Genomic DNA, 22,820 nt, shown 5'->3' on the forward strand with positions numbered 1-22,820 from the left:
TCAATGATCTATCTTATTTTAAATGGATCTTCCATCGATTCCTCTGATGTGTTTATCCAGACTGTTTTTGATTGTGTGTATTCATAAACGGCTTCGATCCCGCCCTCTCGACCATAACCACTTAGTTTAGATCCTCCGATGGGCGCCATTGGCGAAATACTACGATACGTATTGACCCAGACAATTCCTGCTTGAATTTTTTTTACTAAACGATGTGCCCTTCCAAGATCCTTTGTCCATATACCAGCCGCTAATCCGTAATTACTATCATTTGCCTTTTGAATAACCTCTTCTTCAGATTCAAACGATATAATACTAAGCACAGGGCCAAAAATTTCCTCCTGCATAACACGGTCACTTGTGTTAATATGTTCGAAAATTGTTGGCTCATAATACCAACCGGTTCCGGAATTACCTAGACGTTTTCCACCGGTAATTAAACGGGCTCCTTCTTCAGTAGCTAACGACACGTAACTTTCAATCGTTTCCAATTGTGCAGCTGTGGCCACAGGCCCCATTTCAGATTCCTCATTCATAGGATCACCAACCTTGATTTCCTTCACACGCGCAACCAGTTTTTCTACGAAACTATCATAAATATCTTGGTGAACAAACAAACGTGATCCAGCAACACAACTCTGCCCTGTAGCCCCAAAAATACCAGCAATTACACCCTTTACCGCATTATGAAGGTTCGCGTCATCAAAAATGATATTGGGGGATTTCCCCCCTAACTCTAATGATAGCGCTGACAAATTTTCAGCAGAATTCCGAACAATTTTACGAGCAGATTCAACTCCCCCTGTAAAAGCAGTACGACTTACGAGTCGGTGTGATGTTAACGGACTTCCTGCTGTTAGTCCAAAGCCCGTAACTACATTGATGACCCCAGGTGGGAAGCCAGCTTTTTCTATAATCCGCATGAATTCTAATATCGAAGCCGAAGTATACTCCGATGGCTTAATAACAATCGTATTTCCAGCAATAAGTGCAGGAGCTAGTTTTAAGAACGTTAAGTATAGTGGGGAATTCCAAGGTGTTATAGCAGCAACTACCCCCAGCGGCTCTCTATTTGTAAAAACAAACATGTCCTGTTTATCAATAGGCAAAGTATCCCCGTGAATTTTATCGGCTAGTCCTGCGTAATAATAGAAAAATTGTGGCATGTAACTCAGTTGTCCTTTCATTTCTCGAAAGAGTTTACCATTATCTCTCGTTTCGTAACGTGCAAGCTCTTCCACATTATCAGATAACAGATCTCCTACTTTTCGAAGAAGATGACCTCTTTGTGTGGAAGTAAGTCCTGCCCATTCCGGGTTTTGAAATGCTTGATAAGCAGCATTTACCGCTCGGTCAATATCCTCCGATTGCCCATCTGCAACCTGACACCATGGTTCTTCTGTTGCCGGATTGTAGCTTTCAAAATACTTACCATTTGAAGGGGGAGACCATTCCCCATTAATGTACATGTTGTATTGTTTTAAATTTGCCACGGTGATTACCTCCTTTAAAAATTATGTGTATTTTGCCAAAAATGTAGATAACACTTCATTTACGATATGACCACCTTCTATTGGCAGCATGTGCCTATACTTAGGAATAATTACTAATTCTGATTGGGGTAAGCGCATATCCATTTTTCTAGCCATCTCAGCTGTCGAACCTACATCATTCTCTCCTGTGAGGATTAACACAGGTTTTGTGATTTGACTTAATTGCGGCCACAATTCCTGGTCTGATGTTGCAAATACATTATACGCCTTCAAATACGAATGGTGCTCATTATGCTGAAGTCTAGATTTAACATTATTAATTACTTTAGGATTCTCACTGATGTAATTCGGATTGAACCAACGTTCAATTGCTTTATCGACAGTAGTAAGATGTCCGTCTCGTTTGACTTGTTGGACTCTTCTAAGAATTGCCTGATGTTCATCTTCATTTCGATCAGCTACCACATTCATAAGTGTAAGCGTCTTCACTTTTTCAGGATATAAAAGAACAAATTGCTGAGCTACCATTCCTCCCATGGAAAAACCGATGATATGAGCATCCTTAATATCCAATAATTCCATTAAATCCTTTAATTGTTGAGCAAAATCTACGATATTAACATCTTTAGTAGGTTGGTCAGACTCCCCATGACAAATCATGTCATATGCTATCACCCGATAAGCCGGTGCAAAAAACAATTGTTGATATTCCCACATGGCGTGGTCCATACCCACGCCATGGATGAATATCACAGGTTGGCCGCTTCCCTGCGCTACATATTTTGTTGTCGAAAACCCTTGGCCGATGATAGGCATACTATATTAAACCCATCTCTTTCATATCTGTTTTGCGATCACCTGTTCTTGGATGTGGGCGACCACCGGTAGCTCCACCAATTACAACGATAATTTCATCCGCCCGAGGAGCATCATTTATACTGGTTTCAAATGTCAAAAAATGAGATCTTTTTCCATCATCATTTTTGTGAACCATTGGTACAGTTATTGCAGTCCCTGGTCCGCCACGCTTGTTCGTAAAACTTAGTATACTTTTCCCTTCAACTGCGTCCCGATAGACATTACCAAACTTAAGGGTATGAATAAACGCAGTTGCATGTTCCATTTCACCATCAACACCGACAACACCAGCTTTCCCAAATGCTTCTATATCATCTGGACTGCCAAGTACTTTAAGAAGTTCTGGGACCAATAGTTTACCGAGCTCTGGAGCATATTCATCAATCTTAGGTTTCAAGTTTTCAACAAATCCCTGCCCAGCCCATGGATTTTTTATAACAGCCATTGATGCTGCCATTTTGATTGGTGAATCTACCTTTTTACCGCCTTCAATTCTAGTTTCTTCTACTGCTGTGAATAATTTTCTTACTTCTAACATTATGCTCCACCTCTATCTTTATATTTTTACTTTTTGATTATCGTTAACAAAATTTGGCATTACTTTCTCTGTAAAGAGTTTTAAACTTTTCATTTTTTTCTCATGAGATAGTCCGTTGTGATCGACCCATAATAACAAGTGATCTAAATTTAATTCATCTTTCAATTCTTGAATTTTTTCTGTCACATATTCTGGTGTACCAAATAATAGATTACGACTATGCAAGAAATCATAGTTCAACTCTTGGTCAGGTTTTACTTCTTCACCGGGGTCCATTAAGTTACCAAGACCTCTCCAATGACAAATCCAACGATAATTATTTAAAACAGCTTCTGCAGCATCTTCACGCGCTTGCTCCATTGTATCCGCAACATAAACATCCCTTACTAATGCGAGTCCTTCACCAAGAAGTTTATCCTTTCCTTCTACTTGAGAAGCTGTTTCTTGATAAAGTTCGAAACGTTTTTTTAATTCCTTAACAGTAGGCATCCAAAATATACCATTTATTCTTTGTTCCGCTGCCCTTACAATAGAACGAGGTGAATCAATGGTTTGCCACAGTGGTGGATGTGGTTTTTGATACGGAGGTGGCATTACGGAAATTTTATTAATTTCCTTTTTTTCCATATCCATAAATTCCTCTGATGGCGGACTCATTGGGTGCTCCCATTTTAGACCTTTTGGTGGAAACTCATAGAATTTACCTTTATGTGAGAAAAATTGGTTAGACCAGGCTTTTCGTAAAACTTCAATCGTTTCCTCAAAAATAGCCCGATTTTGCTCTTGGTTCGTCGGATCAGCAAGCGTATTTAAGTTCGCAGCTTCACGACCGTATAATCCACGGGCTAATCCAACATCTACACGTCCATTACTTAGTTGATCTAACAAAGCAATGTCTTCCGCTAATCGGAGTGGGTGCCAAAAGGTAATAACATTTGCCGCCTGACCTATTCTAATATTCTTAGTTCTTGCTGCAATATCAGCCCCCATCAATATAGGATTAGGAATTAACTCATTCCCCTCATGACCGAAATGATGCTCTGTATACCAAATTGATTCATAACCATTTTCGTCACAATACACGGCTTCTTCTCGTGCTTCATTCAGGACTTTATTAAATTCGTTATGACGGCCTCTACCTGTTAGATTAGCAAAAACTCCAAATTTCAATGTAAGTCACTCCCCTTTTGTTTTGTTCAAAAGTTTGTCTCCGATTCCTTTCTTTAATTGAACACCACTTGCTTTCACATGTTTACGCATTACCTTTTCTGCTTTTTCAGAGTCTCCGCTTTTTATTGCTTTCAATATTGAATGATGTTCTTCTAACGATTTTTCCAATCTATTAGGTACCTCAATGCTTAAGTGTACATATTGTTGGTAGGGCAACTGATTTAAAAGTAAATTTAGTAAATAAGTTAACTTGGAATTGTTCGCTCCTTCTACGATAGTACTGTGGAAATTCTGGTTTGCTTCAACATATAAACTATTTTCTTTATTTTCTACTGCACTATCCATATCTTGAACAATTTTTTCCAATCTTTCAATGATCTTTGGATCGATGTTTTTTGCTAATTGACCTGCAGCTAAACCTTCCAAAGACTCTTTAACAGTAAATAATTCAGTCAATTCAGTCTCTGTAGGTTTTGATACGCAAGTTCCCACTCTTGGAATAATTTCTACTAAACCTTCACGCTCTAATTGTTTTAAAGACTCCCTAATTGGAGTACGGCTAACACCATAAAACTTGGATAGATTACTTTCGCTTAATTTCCTTCCAGGTTCATATTCACCTGTCACAATAGCTGTTCGAATAGCATTTACAACTTGACCTGTAATGCTTAATGTGGAAATAGTATTTATGGAAAACACCTCCTTCAATTAATAATATCTAACGTATTACATCGTAATGACAATTTTACCCATATGATTCCGACTTTCCATCCAAGAATGGGCTTTTGCGACTTCTTCTATTGGAAAAACTTTCGGAGTCAATAGTTTAACGCTTTCATTTTCTAATAATGGAAGTATCTTTTCAGCTATATTGGCAACTCTGCTAGGATCCTCTTTTCTAACTTTTCCAAAACTATAACCAATGACAGATCGACTACTAGGGTAAAGCTGATCAATATCCATACTTACCTTTTCATTACTGGCATTTCCATAGTAAATGATACGCCCAAAAGATGATAGGTAACTCATATCTGTATGAAATGTATCACCTCCAATAGAATTAAAAATAAGATCAATACCTTTTCCATCAGTTATTTCTAAAACTTTTTCTTTAACATTTTCTTTTTGGTAGTGTATAGCGTGGTGTGCTCCTATTTTTTTAACATAGTCTTTTTTATGCGAGCTTCCTACTGTCACAATGATATTCTGGCAACCTAATAATTTTGCAAACTGTATGGCATATGTGCCTACACCTCCACTACCGGAGTGGATTAACAATGATTCGTTTTTGGCTAGTTTTCCGACATTGGAAACAAGGTCATACGCTACAAACGAAGCAAGCGTAAAAGCCGCTGCTTGTTCGAAATTTATCTTTGATGAAATCGGAAAAGCCATGTCTTTTTCGACAATAACATATTCTGCATATGATCCCTCAGAAGGAAAAGCTACGACGTTCTGGCCAAGAAAGGATTTTTCAACATTCTTTCCTATATCACTAACGATGCCAGCTACATCTAACCCTGGAGTAAAAGGTAGTTGTTTTTCCCCTGGGTAACTCCCTGTTCTCATTTTAATATCAGCATAGTTTACACTTGTTGCTTTTACCTTGATTAATAATTGGTTTTCATTCACTTTTGGAATTGGTTTATCTATTAATATTAATGTATCCGGGTCCCCAAATTCAGAAACTACAATTGCCTTCAAGATATCCCTCCTAACTGTACCTTGCATGTACCATACAAGTTAATTTAATCATAACTCCTTTTCATGTATGAGTCAATCATACTTTGATAGATATATACTGACTTTCCAAATAATCTTCAATTCCTTGATGACCTCCTTCTCTACCAAGTCCACTCTCTTTCATACCACCGAAAGGAGCTTGCGCGGCTGACGGGGCTCCATCGTTCCAACCTACGATTCCATAGTCCAGGTTCTCGATCACATGTGTTCCTCGGCTTACACTCTCTGTGAAGACATATGCAGCTAAACCAAAAGGTGAATTATTTGCAAAATCAATTGCCTCCCTATCTAAGTTAAATGGGTGAATTGGAGCCACTGGACCAAAGGTTTCCTCGTTCATCACTAACATAGAATGATTGACGTCTCTTAAAACAGTAGGCTGATAAAAATTTTCTCCAAGTTCTTCTTGGGCATTTCCTCCACACACTAAATTTGCCCCTTTTTGTACCGCATCTTTCACTTGTCTTTCGACTTTTTCAAATGCAGAATGGTTGATTAATGGCCCTATATCTGTTTGCTTTTGTAATCCATTGCCCAATTTTAGTTTCATCACTTGTGCTGAAAACTTTTCTATAAACTCCTCGTATATGCCTGACTGTACGTATATTCTATTACCACATATACAAGTTTGGCCTGCATTGCGAAATTTCGAGGAAAGGACCCCCTCTACTGCATTATCAATATCAGCATCATCTAAAATAATCATCGGAGCATGACCTCCAAGCTCCAACGACAACTTTTTAAGTTGATTTGATGCCTGCACCATTAATTTTTTACCTACTTCTGTTGACCCTGTAAAAGTAACTTTACTTACTGCTTTATGATTGAAAACAGTATTTGAAATCATGGAAGAAGAACCGGTCACTAAATTAACCACTCCCGGAGGAAAACCAGCTTCTTCCGCTAACTCTACTAATCTTATAGCCGTTAACGGGGTTTCACTAGACGGTTTAATCATAACAGAACACCCTGCTGCTAATGCCGGTCCTATTTTTCTTGTTAGCATCGCTGCCGGAAAGTTCCAAGGTGTAATAGCTACTACGACACCAACAGGTCTTTTCCAAACTTGCATTCTCTTATTTCCAATATGGGGCGGAATTATTTCTCCATAAATACGTTTCCCTTGTTCGGCGTACCATTTAATATAAGACGCTGCATATTCTACCTCTCCTATAGCTTCTCTCAAAGGTTTTCCCATTTCCAATGTAATAATCTCACCTAATGTTTCTTTGTTTGCTAGAATTAAATTATAATATATCTCAAGGATTTCTCCTCGCTCATAAGCTGTCTTTTTTGACCAGGTTCCAAAAGCTTTATGTGCTGCTTCAATAGCGTCTGTTACATGCTCTTCACTAGCATTAGGAGCAGTTCCTACTATCTCGCCGTTTGCTGGGTTGGTTACATTAAATGTTTGTAATTCATTATTTTTCCATTCTCCATTTATCAAATTTCTTCCTGTTATTGTACTTTTTTTTGTATACATATAGGATCCTCCATTATTAACTAGTCTTTTTTTTGTAATCATCTTGTTTTGTCTTTGTTATGCCCTGTTCTTCTGCCATTATTTTCGCAATTTTTGGAGCATGCCATAAGGAAGGTAACATTATAATAGAAATTGGAACAGCTGTGACCACTATAAATGATTGCAACGCACTAATACTTCCTTCTCCAATATTTATTAAAATAACAGATATCGCACCTATAATGACTGCCCAGAATACTCGCACTATTTTGGGTGGATCTCCTTCCCCCGTTACAGCCATAGATACGGAATAGGACATGGAGTCAGCAGTTGTGACCACAAAAGAAACAGTTAACACAAGAAAAACTATAACCATTATCCCGCCTAAAGGTAACTGGTTCGCAATAGCAATGATGGCAGCAGGAAGTCCATTTTCGAACAAAGGGCCGCTGATCGAACCAGTTTCACCTAGCTCGTAGAAGATACCACTTCCACCTAAAATGGTAAACCAAAGGTGAGATGCCAATGAAGTTACGATAGAAACAGTAAAAAACACCTCTCGAATAGTACGTCCCTGTGAGATTCTTGCAACCAAAATTGCCATTAAGGGACCAAAACCAATAAACCATCCGAAGAAAAATAACATCCAGTAACCTGACCAATCATTATCGCCGCGAAAAGTGCTAATATTGATAAATTCAGTGAGATAGGTTCCATATGAAGAAATAAAAGTATCAATTAAGAAACCACCTGGACCCACTACTAATATAAAGGCCCCAACTGAAATTGCCATCCAGACATTAACTCTACTTAAGAATTGAATTCCTTTTTCAATTCCTGTAATGGTAGAAATAATTACAATTGTTATTAAGCCGCCAACTGCAAGCAATTGAGTCAGTAATACGTCTGGCACTCCAAAAATATCATTTAACCAATAACTAAATTGAAAGCCAAAAAAACCAACGGTACCTATAGTTCCAGCAACGGCTCCTATAATACAAAATATATCTGTTGCTGCCCCCCATTTATTATTCTCAATCTTTTCACCAAATATTGGATATAGTAATGCTCGTGGTTTTAGTTTTAACCCTTTATTGTAATGAGCATACATAATGATTATCGCACTAATTGCTCCGTATACAGCCCAAGCAGTAAACCCCCAGGACATAAAACTTTGAGACATTCCTACAGCAACCGCTTCTTGAGTTCCCGCCGTTATACCTTCATGCATAGGTGGAATCTCCATAAAGTAATACATAGGTTCGGCCGCAGCCCAAAACACTCCACCCGCACCTAAACCTGAAACCACAATTATTGATGACCACTTAAAAAAGCTCATTTTAGGTTTATCTGTATTTCCCAGTCGAACTTTACCATACCTCGAGCACGCTAAAACTAGACCTACAAAGAAGGTTCCTAATAATAGCAGCTGCCAGTAAGCGCCAAAATATGTTATAGATAAACTAAAGGAAGCGTTTACAAAATTAGCAACTCCATCAGTAGTGATTAGAGACATAATTACAAAAATAACCAATAATCCACCACTTATAATAAAAACTGGCCAGTCAACACTTTTTCTGAAATTTGTATTTTTCACTTTATACCTCCTTAAAATTTAATTACTTACTTCTAGCCCTATATCTTCTTTTTTCAGTTTTGTTTGCATAAAAATTAGTTCTTTGGCCAATTCATCCAACCTCTTTATAATATCTTCATCTATAATTTCTTTTCTTTCACTAAAGTGAGAATCATTAAGATAAACACAACTTGGAGCTACATAGGATCTAAAATAACCAGCTATAGGTTTTAACTGATTCTCAATCACTAAATAATGTTGGAAAGTACCTCCAGTTGCTATAAATCCAACCACTTTGTGTCTAAGGGCACTGGCTGGCAGAAGATCTAAAAGATTTTTTAATGCTCCAGTAAGTGAACCTTGAAAAACAGGAGTACCGATGACAAAACAATCCGCTTCGCATATTTTATCAATTACTTTTTTAGTATCCCCTTCGTAATTAGAAGGGTCTCTCCCATCACAAAACTGTAAGTCGTAATCTTTTAGGTTTAAAAATTCTGTTTCAATCTCCGACTCAAAATTATTCACATTATCCAAAGTTTTCTTTACTGCAATTTCTGTTTTACTCCCTACAATTGTTCCAGATATCCCTAGTAATCTCATAAATAACCATCTCCTTTTTTAATGTCTCTACGTAATTCCTCAGAAAAAGTAATGACTCTCATTCACATGCAAATTGCAGCATGTTGCATGTACCATACCAGTGATTCTAATTTACAATACTCTTTTTATATTGTCAATATATTTTGAATAATAAATGTTTATAAACTAATGATTTTTCATATAATTCTATCAAGTGTCTAAAAACTCCAATATGATTTTATTCTGTGAACTCGCAATACTGTGCAATATATTTAGGTTTTTTTATAAATTTCACTTTCTGTTTCATCAGTAATTTTTTCCAAGGCACTGAAATTGTTAATAGATTATCAACCTATCAATAAACAATGTCCGAGAAAAATGCTAAATAAATACTTCGAAAAAATTTGTAATCAGCTCTATCGTGTATGATCGTTTTTCTCCTTCGTAATTAATCTTATTTCTTTTATTTATTCGTTTGATTATTTTCTGAAATAATAGTTTTTTCAAATATCATTTAGTATATACACTACACCAAACATATGTCCGTAACGTGGGGGGAAGTTACTTATTCTAAAACCGTGTTTGATCGACAACCTTTTTACCCTTTCGAGACATTGATTGCACCGAAAAAAACAGCAATTCATTTAGAATCACTGTTTCACTTTCACATGGATCTCAGGGACTATTCTTTGCTTCAATCATATACAACCAGAGCCAGAGAATCCTACTTTCAACCGGTAAAAGCTTGAGTAATCCATTTAGCCATTAGGCTCTAATTCTCTCAATTTCTTGTTTTCCTTCAGTTGATCTATTCGGTTTCCGAATAGTTGAAGTTTCATAAAGTTCACCTTCACTATAGAATTTTTTTATATGTTCATTAATCGTTTTAACAACTTTTTGATACAATTCCGAAATAGTTTTTTTGCGTCATCCAAACGGTTTTATTTTTTATAGGAACTTCTAATTTAGTATCACCATCTTCTGTTTGATAAATGATGATATGTATATAATTTTTAGTCTGACAAGTTAATGATTTTCCTCTTGAAAGGAAATCCAGTAATCATAAGAGTTAGTATGTATATATTTAGCTACTTTACTTACTTTACTTACTAGTGTCCGTTGATTGCATCCAAGCAAGTTGCTATACTTTATGAAGAAAACCTCATTATACAAGTTTTTTTACTTTCATAGGGTCGGTGCTTCCAGCGTCTTCAACATAAAAAGAAGCAGAAAACCTGCTTCAATCGATTTCCTCTTTCAATTTCAAAATTCCCTCTTTCTTAAGGCCTGTCACTTCAACAATGAATTCCAAATCTGTTCCTTTTATTAGCATATTCTTTGCTACAGATACTTTTTCTTATGCAATTCCTTTCTCCATGCCTTTCCGCTCGTATGAAACCATTACTTCCATGACCTTCTCTCCTTCCTTCTTGTCCATTTTTTTCACCTCTTTCATTAATTTTTCTTCTTCTGGGGGCGTCAGTTTTATATACGTTTCAAAAAAACCGGTGATTAGCGTTTGCCTAGCCATATCTATATTCATTTTTACAATCATTCGTAAAAACTCTATTTTTACTTCAACTCGTTCATCTTTAGTATAGCCCATTTTGGAGAGCTATGCAGCGGCAACAGGGTTTGGCGTACGAATAAAATCGCGCCAATTTTGTTTTTTCAGTTCCAGTTTTAAACACTGAAAATCTAGGATATTGGCAAAAGGAAAGTTTATCTGAAAGGAGGCAGTTTCATCACGAATCGTTTCAAAACTAAAAATGGCAATTGGGAGGATTTTGCGTCGATATTTTTCATACAATCGGCTAAAATAATTAAACATCCGTTCACTGAATTCTTTTTGCACATAGCTTTGAGGTTCCATATGAACGATAATCAGGGCCTCTTCTCCTTTCAACCTCGTCTCTGCTAAAAGGTCAATCCGGTATTTTTTCCCTGCCGTCACATCGGTGTAGATTTCTTCTGATAGAAATCTCACGTCTTTGAAATCAATCTCTTCATAAGCGTCAGGAAAAAATGCAATCATAAACTCTTCAAAATACGTGGACAATAACTCCTTAAATAACACCCTCCTATTTGATCGAACATACATTCCCATGCGTTTATTATATACGGGATTTTTAAAATCTACAATACTAATTTTCAAAATTTTACAACATCTAAAAACCTTGATTTATTGCTTCATTCACAAAACAAAAATGAAGCAGAGAACCGTCCCCGGCATCATTTCCTGACAGTTATGACTACGTTCCCCTTCTTGTGTTTTTGTTCGACATAGCTATGAGCTTCGGGAATTTGTTCCAACGTATAGCTTCTATCTATGACCGGTTTGATTTTACTAGCCTCAATGAGCTCTTTGAGGAAGTTTAGATCTTCCACACGAGGTTTATGTGACATGTCTACACTCACATATTTTCCATTTGCGCGAAGCACTTTTTTACACGTTGATTTTGATATTTTTGATATTTTTTTCCCAACGGCATTAAAGATTAAATCATACCTTTCTCCCTTTGCTGTGAAATCCTGTTTCTTATAATCAATGACCATATCGGCTCCTATAGCTCTGACCATTTCAAGATTCGTGGTACTGCATACCCCTGTTACATCCGCACCATAATATTTGGCAAGCTGCACCGCATAAGTACCTACACTTCCAGAAGCTCCATAAATAAGAACCTTCATTCCACTCGTAATTTTACCTTTCCTAAGAAAATTTAAGGCAGTTATTCCACCAGTAGGAACAGCGGCGGCCTCCTCATAAGTCATATTTTCCGGTTTTATGGCCACTACTCCATCTTCAGGCAAACATTTGTACTCGGCATATGCACCAAAGCCAATACCACAGAACGCAAAAACATGATCACCTTTCTTAAATCGTTCCACAGCTTTACCTACTTCTTGAACTTCCCCAGCTAACTCAAACCCTAATATGGTTACTTTTTTTGGCCTGATGAGACCATTGTAAAGTCTAGCAGCGAATGGGTCGGCCTTTCGCAGGCGCCAATCCCCCGCTGTTACTGTAGTCGCAAATATCTTCACCAGTATTTCATTGTCCTTGGGTGAAGGTTTTTCTACCTCTTTCAGCTGAAGAACATCGGGTGAGCCGTATTTGGTATATACAACTGCTCTCATGCTTTCCCCTCCTTGAACATAATCTTTCTTCATTAAATGCGTGACACCATCACCCTTTGATACATGTACTACCTACATCAGTTCAAATTAATTCAATGGTAAAAACGATGGCGTGGTTGGCACGGTGGCCGTAATCAAATTGTATGCCCTGACTAGTTTCATTAGTTTAGTTTCTATAAATCTTTTAAAAATCCTTATTATTTTAAGACTTGCACAAGTAAAGATTACATTCAAATCAAACCTCTAGATCTTCCTAAATCTTTCAAGAAACTTATCTAAACCAAAAAACAGCCATTCAGAAAGAATCGCTGTCTTGAAGAGCTTAGAACCCAAAAGGGAAGACTGAAAGTGAAAGCCTAATCCCTCAGTTAAAAATGTAGAGGATTAGGCTTTTCATTTCAAAATCCTTGGCGTTTTTCTACTGGTAAACGTGTTGACAGCAAGTGGTAAATTTCGTGGCAACTGCTGGTAAAAAACATGGTAGAGATGGTACATTCTTGTGGTTATAATCAATATAATCACTTTTCTCTCATACTCATATCATAAAAAGTTACCAAAGTACCTTTAAATCTGCTAGCTATGATGGATACTTTTTTGTTATTAAGTAAAAAACTTTGTAATCGAACATACATTCTTATATTGTTTATTATTTAAAGACCTACAACATCTAAAAAACGATTTTTCGAGAGTTTACGGGATGGCAAAATCACGATTAATCACTTCACTTTGTATTATTTACCCCTAAAAAGTATAAGGCTTTCTTAACATCGGGAAAAGTAATGACGTTTTTTAAGTTGAGGCCAAATGTAACTGCTTCTAAAGCTAATTGGGGCCTTACCCCAGTCAAAACGCACTTTACCCCAAGTAATTCTAGTACACTGTTAATTTCAGAAAAAAAGTTCATAACTAAATGGTCAATTTTATAAATTCCTGAACAATCGATAATCAAACAGCTTACCTTTTGCTCTTGAACATTGACCGGTACTAATTCTAAAAGTATATTTGCCCTATCCGAATTTATTTCTCCTAACAATGGAAGTACAGCAATGCCTTCTAAAAGTGGTACAATTTTCGTGGCTAGTTCATTTATTTGTACATTCATTTCATTATGTACTTTTTCTTGTTTTTTTCTTTCTGTGATATCTTTTACATAAGTTTGAATGGCTTTTGTTTCCCCTATCTTGATAGGATGACAATATAACTCAACATCAACGGAGGTCTCATCCATTCTATAGATCGTTTCTTCAATAAGCTCTGCTGGTTCACTATAAGCCCCAGATATTCTTTTTATAATCGCGGGTTTAGAGGTGCTTTTAAAGATATCCAAAGGACTTGCCCCAATGATCTCGTCTTTTGAAGCTCTAAAAAAATTTTCTGCTGCTTCATTTATATATATTATCTTCAATTGCGAATGAACAATTAGCGGATCAAGCGCATATTCAATTACTTCTTTGTAATTAATACCTTCAATATTTTCACTCATGCTATCACTCCCTAAACAAAGAGTAAATCATTTTGTCGTTATACACAAGAAGAAGAATTTTGTTCAATAAGGCAAAGGATTATACAATTTTGTTGATTAACATACTGCCAAAGAAAAATGAATCAAACCGTTTTTTGCCACTACCACAGTGTCAACAAAATGAATTGAATATCCATCGAGGGAATCTGTTAGAAGTTCTATCTCTGCTTCCCCATCAAAGTTTGTCACTCGAAGCACTCCACCATGGTCTCCATCCAAAGGATCGGCAATGATAAGTGCTATCCTTTTTACGATATATGACAGTATGTCTAAAACAAGAAATATTACATCATTCACACAACAAAAATGAAGCAGAGAACCGTCCCCTGCATCTTATCAAATGTCTTTGAAAATATTACACTGAATTACTGTTTATTAATATTAAATTAATTTCATTTATATAGAGTTTTAGCGTTAGAAAATTCGGTAATTATCAAGATATAAGCAGATAACATTACTATTCAAGATATAATAGGTTCTATTCAAATTAAACTAGTTAATTTCCGCGTAATACAACATATATAGTGTAATTCCGTCGCGAAAGATGTCTTCATAAAGGAGGAATTGACATGCTAAGCATCAAGAATAAGGAAGATATGTTAGATATAAGATGTGGAACTTCCCGGATTGTTTTTAAAAAACAGTGCAGGCTGTTGAAAACAGTCAACGACGTGCTAATCGCGTTTTCCTTTTTATTCGGAAGTCTCCTTCACTTCTTAGGCTTTGCTGTTATTATTGGGACCATACTTTATTTAACGGGAAGCTTAATATTAGCTGCTCGGTCTATTCAAAGCATAAAAGAAAATATAATGGTTGAACAACAAAAAATGGACGAAGCTCAGCAACAAGAATCTATTATTGATTGATCAGCAGATGCATGACTTCGTTAATCTTAGAATTTCTTAAAACTGCAGAAGCACAAAATAATGCTAATTTAGGCAAAAAGAAACCTCTTTGAATAATATTCAATAGAGGTTTCTTTTAGTCAATTGATGATTCTTCAAGTAAATTGGCATATTTTCTTCTGAGTTTCAATACCTCGCTTGTTAAATCCTCATTTCTATTTTTTAGTGGTTCGCTTTCTTTAAATCGAAATTCTTACAGTGATTTTTCTAGAAGAAAAATCGGAAGTTTAAAATCTCTTATATTTGTAAATACATAGAGTGATAGTTTGGTTTATTAAATACATTAAACAGACTATATTCATCTGCATAAATTCATGAGGCAAAAGTGATATATTCACACAGAAAGGATAATTATTGTGTCTAAAGAACAAACTACTCGTCCCTCTTATCCACCATCGCAGAATCCCATTGTCTGGTTCATCCTTTCAATTGGCGGAGCTCTGCTGGTATTTTCATACATACATTCCGGCTGGCAGTTTGTCTTGTTGCTTCTTCTAGGTTTTCTTATTGGATATACTTTATTTCATACGAACTATGGATTTGCTTCCGTCTACAAACAGATTTTTGAGGACGGTAATACTGAGATGCTTCGTGGACACATGCAGAAGCTGCTGATTACAACCACCTTGTTTGCTCTTATTATAAGCACACAAACTGCCTTCTTCGGCGAAAACCCGGAAGGAGCACTTGCCCCTATCAGTACCGGATTAGTGATTGGTTCCTTTTTGTTCGGATTCGGGATGAATATAGGAAGCAACCTGGCACCACAGGCCATGAGAAAAATGACAGGAGGCCGTACAGCGCTTCTTTTCACCGCTTCCGGCTTTCTGATCGGGGCCACCATTGGAGCCCCACATTTCGCTTTTTGGAACACTACGTTGCCAAATACACCAGCTGTGTCAATCGCTGAAGATACGCCACTCGGTTTTACAGGCGCATGGCTTCTTCAAACCGTCATCTTTGCCACCGTTATTATCGGAACCTATTTACACCAAAAACGGAAACTACCACCTCCCCTTCCACCGATGCCTCGTGGAACAAATCGGACGGAAATTCTGTTTCGAACCTGGCCAATCTGGGTCGGTGCTACAGCCTTCGCCCTATTAAATGCCGCAGTGCTTATGGTACAAGGCAGCCCTTGGAAAGTAACAGGTGCATTTACCTTATGGGGCTCAAAGCTCGCTGATCAAATGGGGTTTGATCCTGTATCATGGAGTTACTGGGGAGAACAGGAACCTGTTAACGAACTAACCGATTCCGTTTTCACTAGTAGTATTAGTGTATTAAATTTTGGAATAATAACAGGTGCACTCATTACGATGGCACTTGCTGGTCTTTTTCGTTTCGCGAAGATTACCATTCGAATGGCGGGTATTACCTTGTTAGGGGGTCTACTTATGGGTTACGGAGCGACTATATCATCGGGAGCCAACGTAGGCGCTTATTTCAGTGGTATTGCATCCATGAGTTTGCATGCCTGGATCTGGACAGGCATGGCAGTAACCGGGGTTTATACAGCCTATATCATCAGCCGGAAAATTCCTTTTCTAGCCTCTAAATAAGTCAATATCGTATGTCATTTTTTCCCCGGTACCCTAACAGATAATCAAAAATTCAAAAACATCCTGTGCAGATCGATGATCTCACAGGATGTTTGTCATTATTTTTATAAATGATTATACGTATCCCATCAAAGTCGGTACCTTTTCTATTAAAAGATAGATACTCTTTATGATTTTCCCCATAAACACCCTTTAATCTAAATCAATTTCTATAACCAAACCGACAATTACCAATCCATGAACTAAACCACTCTCTCCTTTCATCAATAAAAAAATCGAATATCATATGATAAGCACTGACACCAAAAAAATAATTTCGAATAAGAAAAACATAGGAAGGTTTTGGGCTTCCTATGTTTTCATTCATATTATTTCTCTGTTTGTTTTTGCTTCTTTTTCAAATACTCAGCACGTATTTTTTCAAGTTGCTGCTTCTTATCAAATTTGGCAGGCTTCTGTTTTTCTTGAAACTTTGTCACTGCTACCTTACTTTTGGAATCCAATTGATATTTCCCCACTTTGTTCACCTACTTTTCTTTTCTTTAAAGATAATCTATTCAACAAATATAATATACCTTATTTTACTAAAGTAAACCTTATTACTTTATTAGAAGCGAAATATAAGGCATTAAAGAGAAAAAAGCCTAGAAAGTTTACACCTCTACAGGCTTTCGTTTATGACTCGAATTACTGACTTCTCGGGTTCTATTATTGTTCGTAGATGGAAAAAGCTTATCTAGTTTCCGGATATTAAACTAACATAATACCAGGTATCTTGTTGATGAGTATCATCCTGTACTATTTTAAAGCTATATCCAAATTGATCTTTCACTTTTTCTAAAGCTTCTGGCCAATAGTCATTTAACCGATATTGTTGAAACATGTCTTTTGTAATCTGGGATAACCCTGAAGAACCAAGCGTAAAGTCATCCCCAAAATGATGTATTGCTAATAGCAATATCATACAAATTGGTTCATCATATGCTCTTTGATCGGTTTTACACCAGCCACCAACAGTTCGCCTAAACCAAAATGTTTCAAACCCCGCCTCACCTAAGCCATCAAACTTTATTTCTTGTTCTGACATATTAACATTTACCAGTATATCATGATAATCTTCTATGCATTCTTTTACATCTTCAATAAATCCTTTTGTAAATGGTGTTTTTAACATCCATGAATGATTATACCCCATCTTTTTTCACCTCACTTTTTGTTAAATGGTCCACTTTGAGTCACTAGGTTCTTGAGAATAATTTTAAGATAAGTCATCTATATATAAAATTATGGCTGTTATATTTCTTTCCTAAATCCTCTCATCTCAACTATAAAATTTACTTCTAGCCCATTTTCAACAGCAATGCAGCGACTACAGAGTTCGGTGTACGGATAAAGTCATGCCAAATTTTTTTAGTTTTAAAAATGGAAAGTCTACGAATTTGGCAAAAGGAAAAGATTATTTAGAAGGTAGCTGTTCTACCACGTATCGTAGGGGCAATCCGGTATTTTTTCCCTGCCGTCACATCGGTGTAGAGTTTGCCACTGGCACCCTACTCTTTTGATCGAACATACATTCCTATATCATTTATTATATACGGAACTTTTAACATCCACAATACAATTTTCAATATTTTACAGTATGTCAAAAACTTGATTAATGGCTTCAAAGTCACAACAAAATGAAGCAGAGAACCGTCCCCTGCCTCACATTAACTATTTAATAAAAGAATATGTTTTACACATTATTCATAATATATGATGAAAGGAGTGAACTAAGTGAGTAATAATGAAGTATTAAAGCATTTACTAAACAAATATTCTTCAAATAAATCAATGAAACCTTCTAGACCATTACAAGGCATAAATATTCAAACCGGAGAAATTTTTGTCATTCCTTTTAATAATCCAATAGATAGATCCTTTTCGCAAAATAAAAAGAACCGCAAGCAAGGTTACTAGCGGTTTGCTTCTTTTATTCTTTTATCTAAATTCCTAAAGAAATCTGCTGATGTACTTTTTTTATCATTGTCACCTTTTTGTATTTTTCCGTACTTATTTAAAACGGCTTTTTGATCCTTTGTGTATACCTTTTTTTCCTTGTCTCTTGAAGGTGCACACATCAAAACCGCCTCCTTTAATTGATATTTTATCATATGCGATGATATTTTCATACCATCATTCCTTCTCATTTCCACTGTCATCCGTACTTTCATCTGTGTCTTCCGGCAAAAAAGTTATCATATTTATCATCAATAATGGAGTATTCTATTACACTAGCTAATGATTCGTTGTCATAATGATCAAAGGGATAGTCATAATTGCTTCTTGTAATAATGACAACATTATCTAATTCTTTAGAAACCTCAACTAATCCTACCATTAAATTATTCCCACTCAAAATACGATTAACATAAGCATTACTGATATATGATGACCTTTTAATTTCCTCTAATAATTTTTGTTCTTGTTTTGCAACCACATCTTCTTCCTTACAAACATCAATTTCAAGACAGGCTCCACTGTTATATTCATTAACAAACCTTTTATAATTTAACGATAACTTTTCAACTACATCGTTTAACTCAGTTGAATTTTCACTTATCATTTCCTTTATAGTTTGAGAATTATTTTGCAACATTGTTGAGATAAATGTAAATTGATTTGCTATCATTATTTCTTTTGCATATTTATCATCAAATTCTAATTCCATTTTGAAAAGCTTTAATTTTTTAAAAGGGGCCATCATAACAAAGGATGTGAAAAACATCCCAAAAAACAACACTAACGCTATTGTAAACAAGCTAATAAATATAGGGATAGCTAAATGCTCAACTATGGTACTTGGATTTTCAAACATAGGGTTTTTGCTATATTTATAGTATACATTCCCACCCATCATAGCTGCGAAAACGATAAAAAAAGTCATTGAAAGAAAGTGAAGCTCTTTCTTCCTTTTATCAGCCCAGTCTAACAATCTTAAAATCACTTGAAAGAACCTTGATTTAACCATCGTTTTGCTCCTCTTTTTTCTAAAATAAAACGAAGAAAACTAGACAAATATGTAGTACCAACAAACTGAATAAAAGTACTTGGGTTATATATCCATTAATGTATTTAGTTAGGTTACTATTGTTGTACTTGGCCTTATCTCATCATAATATTTCTATTTTCTATTTGATAGCTCAAATTTCCTTACACTATTAAAGCTATCCTCTACCTGGCACTATTACATGAAAAATTCCCCTTTGCAATGATTTTATAGTAATTTCTCTTAGATTTAAATTGGAGAAGCAGTGAGGATCTATCTGTTATATATTAGTTTTTTTTCAGTCTATTATTATTAAATACTTTATAATTACCTAAGAGTAAGAACGGAGAACTTTGGTTGCAAGCACTCCGTTCTAAATTGCTTAATTTTAATTTTTGCATCCATTTTTGTCACAATCGATTTTAGAATGACTTTCAACCCAGTGGCTACTATGTTCACGAGTATTAGAGCCACATCCTGTCGTTCCACCCTTAACGCCACTATGAATAATATTGGTTGGGACATGTTTAACTGCCATATCAAATATTCACCTCTTTCATTTTTATTTAATTACATGAATATTCTAACACTTTTAAAGGTAAAGAACAAGTGTTCTTGTTTTTTCTCAAGTACTTTTTCGATCGTAAACTCTAAGATTCACCATACTAAGCAGTTTGGGTTAGTGATCGCACTAAATAGTTAATCCAGTCTAATGTATTATCCGTATAAATATTTGGAGCATCTTTCATTATTTCAATACCTCTGTCTTTTTATGGTAGGAATATTGGAATATATGTCGAAGTATATTTATGTAAATCTCCATTTTATTAGAACTTCATATATGTTGATATATTACTATGCCTTAAATAAGTATGTAACGGTTACGCTGGTTCATATTACTAAACTGATTAATTTTTTATAGGTCTATCTCTTATATGCAGATATAGTTAGATCTGATGATACGTGTATTCTAATGTTATTTGCCAGTAGTAAAGGAACTTGTGCTTAAATCCCAACGCCAAATAAATACGGAACGAAAACAGCAAAGAGAGCGACGAATCGCTGAGGCCAAAGCTGCAATTAATTTAATGCGAAAGAAGGATAAATGCATGAAAAAGATAATTGATCTAAGGAAGTGGCCAAAATCTGTGCCACAACCGTCTATGGAAGAGGTATTAAAGAGGAAGAAAGAAAAACGTGAAGAAAAGATTAGAAATACAAAGAGGAAAATAGATAAAATTAGAAATAAATCGTAGAGTCTGTTGTATTTGGAATATATAAATTAATATAAAAGTAATTTTGAGCGCTGAATATATAAATCTAACGGGATTCGGTTAAAGAGTTCAACACATAAAATGACAAACCTCTTAACAAACAAATCTGACAATCTGATCAATTGGACTACTAATTTTTATTGATTTAAGCACGTTTGTACACGAAATGACACTGGTAAAATACAAGGCAAAGATGGTACATTCTTGTGTGTGATAATCACCTTATAACCGAACATACACTCTTAAATTATTTATTATTTAAGAAACCTACAACCTAAAAAACGAATTTTCGAGAGTTTACTGTATGACAAAATCACGATTGATCACTTCCTAACAACAAAAATGAAGCAGAGAACCGTCCCCTGCCTCAATCCATCTCCTCTTTCAACTTCAATACTTCCTCTTTATTAAGTCCCGTCAATTCAACAATAAGATCTACTTCCATTTCTTTTTTTAGCATATTCTTTGCTATTGACGTTTTTTCTTTTTCTACGCCTTTTTCCATACCTTTCCGCTCATAAGAAACCATCACTTCCATGACTTTCTCTCCTTCCTTCTTGTCCATTTGTTTCACCTCACTCATTAATTGTTCTTCTTCTGAGGGCGTCAGTTTGATATATGTTTCGAAAAAACCGGTAATTAGCGTTTGTCTTGCCATATCTATATTCATTTTTACAATCATACGTAAAAACTCTTTTTTTACTTCAACTCGTTCATCTTTAGTATAGCCCATTTTGGACAGCAATGCAGCAGCGACAGGGTTTGGCGTACGAATATAATCACGCCAATTTTGTTTTTTTAGTTCTAGTTTTAAAAATTGAAAGTCTAGGATATTAGCAAACGGAAAGCTTAGCTGAAAGGAGGCAGTTTCATCACGGATCATATCGTTACTAAATATGGCAATGGGGAGGATCTTGCATCGATATTTTTCATACAATCGGCTGAAATAAATAAACATGCGTTCATTAAATTTCTTTCGCACATAACTTTGAGGTTCCATATGAACGATAATCAAGGCTTCTTCTCCTTTCAGCCTCGTCTCTGCTAAAAGGTCAATCCGGTATTTTTTCCCTGCCGTCACATCGGTGTAAATTTCTTCCGAAAGAAACGTCACGTCATTGAAATCAATCTCTTCATAAGCCTCAGGAAAAAATGCAATCATAAACTCTTCAAAATAAGTGGATAATAACTCCTTAAATAAACGATCATGGTCAATAGCCATGCACCCTCCATTTTAATCGAACATACATTCCTATATCACTTATTATATACGGAACTTTTAACATTGACAATATCTATTTTCAATATTTTACAGTATGTCTAAAACTTGATTAATGTCTTCAAAATAACAACAAAAATGAAGCAGAGAACCTTCCCCTGCCTCATATTAAATACTTAAATTATTTGGTTGCTTTTTGTTCTTGATAAATAATCAAATAGAGATAACGTGAGATAAATATCATGAAGATGTAAAAAGGGATAATTTTAAACATTCGGTCGAAGTTTATTTTTAAAACCCCAAGACAAATTAAGGATATTTCCATAACCACAGTATAAATAAACATTGAAAAACGATTAAATATTCCTGGTTTTGAAGCATTCTTCATAGCAATATAGGAGAAAAGGGAACTGCAAATAGGTGCTATAACAAAATGTTCTTTCCAAGAATGGTGGTATCCTTTACCAAATCTAAAGTGATGTAGTAAAGCAGACATTAAGGTAACTGCTATTACATTAATCGATAAATAATGTGTGATTGATAATGCCCACTTTCTTTTATCTGTAAGCGCTTTATTATAGAAATCACTAACATAAAAATAGAGATTTAGTAAAATTAAAGTGCAAATAGGCTTCCACCAATAAACCCTATACACTTTTATGCGGATGAATAAATTTTCTATGAGAAAATAAAATAAACTAAAGCTACATTTCCACCCACATTTCATATTGTTTAATGTAAGAAATG

The 22,820-nt window shown here is 35.6% G+C and carries 22 protein-coding genes and 1 pseudogene; 4 read left to right on the forward strand and 19 right to left on the reverse strand.

From position 1 onward, the window contains the following. Positions 1-8: 8 nt before the first annotated feature. From ACHABW_RS15760 to ACHABW_RS15820, 13 genes and pseudogenes are all read right to left on the reverse strand, one after another. Positions 9-1,493, reverse strand: a complete 1,485-nt coding sequence (locus tag ACHABW_RS15760) for an aldehyde dehydrogenase (protein WP_435756521.1) — start codon at positions 1,491-1,493, stop codon at positions 9-11. A 21-nt stretch (positions 1,494-1,514) separates the two neighbouring features. After that, positions 1,515-2,309, reverse strand: a complete 795-nt coding sequence (locus ACHABW_RS15765) for an alpha/beta fold hydrolase (RefSeq protein WP_435756523.1) — start codon at positions 2,307-2,309, stop codon at positions 1,515-1,517. Between the two features lies 1 nt (position 2,310). Next, a complete protein-coding gene (locus tag ACHABW_RS15770) occupies positions 2,311-2,889 on the reverse strand; it encodes an amino acid synthesis family protein (RefSeq protein ID WP_435756525.1) in 579 nt (192 codons plus the stop codon). Between the two features lie 18 nt (positions 2,890-2,907). Further along, positions 2,908-4,059 (reverse strand): LLM class flavin-dependent oxidoreductase, encoded by a 1,152-nt coding sequence (locus tag ACHABW_RS15775; protein WP_435756527.1) that lies wholly within the window; start codon positions 4,057-4,059, stop codon positions 2,908-2,910. 6 nt (positions 4,060-4,065) lie between these two features. Next, a complete protein-coding gene (locus ACHABW_RS15780; RefSeq protein WP_435756529.1) occupies positions 4,066-4,758 on the reverse strand; it encodes a GntR family transcriptional regulator in 693 nt (230 codons plus the stop codon). 27 nt (positions 4,759-4,785) lie between these two features. Beyond that, positions 4,786-5,763, reverse strand: a complete 978-nt coding sequence (locus ACHABW_RS15785) for a quinone oxidoreductase family protein (protein ID WP_435756531.1) — start codon at positions 5,761-5,763, stop codon at positions 4,786-4,788. A gap of 76 nt (positions 5,764-5,839) precedes the next feature. Beyond that, entirely contained in the window at positions 5,840-7,285 is a 1,446-nt protein-coding gene (locus tag ACHABW_RS15790) for an NAD-dependent succinate-semialdehyde dehydrogenase (RefSeq protein ID WP_435756533.1), read from the reverse strand. A 16-nt stretch (positions 7,286-7,301) separates the two neighbouring features. Next, positions 7,302-8,861, reverse strand: a complete 1,560-nt coding sequence (locus ACHABW_RS15795) for a BCCT family transporter (protein ID WP_435756535.1) — start codon at positions 8,859-8,861, stop codon at positions 7,302-7,304. 18 nt (positions 8,862-8,879) lie between these two features. After that, positions 8,880-9,443: an NADPH-dependent FMN reductase gene (locus ACHABW_RS15800; protein WP_435756537.1), complete on the reverse strand. Its 564-nt coding sequence runs from the start codon at positions 9,441-9,443 to the stop codon at positions 8,880-8,882. A 1,219-nt stretch (positions 9,444-10,662) separates the two neighbouring features. Then, a pseudogene (locus ACHABW_RS15805) lies at positions 10,663-11,523 on the reverse strand (Rpn family recombination-promoting nuclease/putative transposase). Positions 11,524-11,654: 131 nt separating this feature from the next. Then, complete coding sequence (locus tag ACHABW_RS15810) at positions 11,655-12,563, reverse strand: NAD(P)-dependent alcohol dehydrogenase (RefSeq protein ID WP_435756539.1); 909 nt, start codon at positions 12,561-12,563, stop codon at positions 11,655-11,657. A gap of 721 nt (positions 12,564-13,284) precedes the next feature. Beyond that, positions 13,285-14,046: a PAS domain S-box protein gene (locus ACHABW_RS15815; RefSeq protein ID WP_435756541.1), complete on the reverse strand. Its 762-nt coding sequence runs from the start codon at positions 14,044-14,046 to the stop codon at positions 13,285-13,287. Positions 14,047-14,142: 96 nt separating this feature from the next. Further along, positions 14,143-14,274 (reverse strand): hypothetical protein, encoded by a 132-nt coding sequence (locus ACHABW_RS15820; protein ID WP_435756543.1) that lies wholly within the window; start codon positions 14,272-14,274, stop codon positions 14,143-14,145. Positions 14,275-14,654: 380 nt separating this feature from the next. On the opposite strand from ACHABW_RS15820, the gene ACHABW_RS15825 reads away from it, so the two are divergent. Together ACHABW_RS15825 and ACHABW_RS15830 are read left to right on the forward strand one after the other, a co-directional pair. Continuing rightward, positions 14,655-14,951 (forward strand): YrhK family protein, encoded by a 297-nt coding sequence (locus ACHABW_RS15825; protein WP_435756545.1) that lies wholly within the window; start codon positions 14,655-14,657, stop codon positions 14,949-14,951. Between the two features lie 524 nt (positions 14,952-15,475). Continuing rightward, positions 15,476-16,552 (forward strand): YeeE/YedE thiosulfate transporter family protein, encoded by a 1,077-nt coding sequence (locus tag ACHABW_RS15830; protein ID WP_435756547.1) that lies wholly within the window; start codon positions 15,476-15,478, stop codon positions 16,550-16,552. 368 nt (positions 16,553-16,920) lie between these two features. On the opposite strand, the gene ACHABW_RS15835 is transcribed toward ACHABW_RS15830, so the two are convergent. Together ACHABW_RS15835 and ACHABW_RS15840 are read right to left on the reverse strand one after the other, a co-directional pair. Further along, on the reverse strand, positions 16,921-17,070 hold the full coding sequence (locus ACHABW_RS15835; RefSeq protein ID WP_435756549.1) for a hypothetical protein: 150 nt from the start codon (positions 17,068-17,070) through the stop codon (positions 16,921-16,923). A gap of 218 nt (positions 17,071-17,288) precedes the next feature. Next, complete coding sequence (locus ACHABW_RS15840; protein ID WP_435756551.1) at positions 17,289-17,747, reverse strand: hypothetical protein; 459 nt, start codon at positions 17,745-17,747, stop codon at positions 17,289-17,291. A 581-nt stretch (positions 17,748-18,328) separates the two neighbouring features. Between ACHABW_RS15840 and ACHABW_RS15845 the strand changes: the two genes are divergently transcribed. Then, the gene (locus tag ACHABW_RS15845; RefSeq protein ID WP_435756553.1) at positions 18,329-18,511 is read left to right on the forward strand and encodes a hypothetical protein; all 183 of its coding nucleotides are present in this window, start codon (positions 18,329-18,331) and stop codon (positions 18,509-18,511) included. Here the strand turns inward: ACHABW_RS15845 and ACHABW_RS15850 are convergent. Both ACHABW_RS15850 and ACHABW_RS15855 read right to left on the reverse strand, forming a co-directional pair. Next, positions 18,508-18,723: a hypothetical protein gene (locus ACHABW_RS15850; protein WP_435756555.1), complete on the reverse strand. Its 216-nt coding sequence runs from the start codon at positions 18,721-18,723 to the stop codon at positions 18,508-18,510. The genes ACHABW_RS15845 and ACHABW_RS15850 overlap by 4 nt on opposite strands. Before the next feature lie 38 nt (positions 18,724-18,761). Next, a complete protein-coding gene (locus ACHABW_RS15855; RefSeq protein WP_435756557.1) occupies positions 18,762-19,562 on the reverse strand; it encodes a hypothetical protein in 801 nt (266 codons plus the stop codon). A 1,127-nt stretch (positions 19,563-20,689) separates the two neighbouring features. Between ACHABW_RS15855 and ACHABW_RS15860 the strand changes: the two genes are divergently transcribed. Further along, a complete protein-coding gene (locus ACHABW_RS15860; RefSeq protein WP_435756559.1) occupies positions 20,690-20,836 on the forward strand; it encodes a hypothetical protein in 147 nt (48 codons plus the stop codon). A gap of 385 nt (positions 20,837-21,221) precedes the next feature. On the opposite strand, the gene ACHABW_RS15865 is transcribed toward ACHABW_RS15860, so the two are convergent. Further along, positions 21,222-22,076 (reverse strand): Rpn family recombination-promoting nuclease/putative transposase, encoded by an 855-nt coding sequence (locus tag ACHABW_RS15865; protein WP_435756561.1) that lies wholly within the window; start codon positions 22,074-22,076, stop codon positions 21,222-21,224. 178 nt (positions 22,077-22,254) lie between these two features. Then, positions 22,255-22,820, reverse strand: a 566-nt coding sequence (locus ACHABW_RS15870; RefSeq protein ID WP_435756563.1) for a hypothetical protein, incomplete at its 5' end; no start/stop codon positions are given.

Source organism: Salipaludibacillus sp. CF4.18 (assembly GCF_051262595.1).
GTDB classification, from domain to species: Bacteria; Bacillota; Bacilli; order Bacillales; family Salisediminibacteriaceae; genus Salipaludibacillus; species Salipaludibacillus neizhouensis.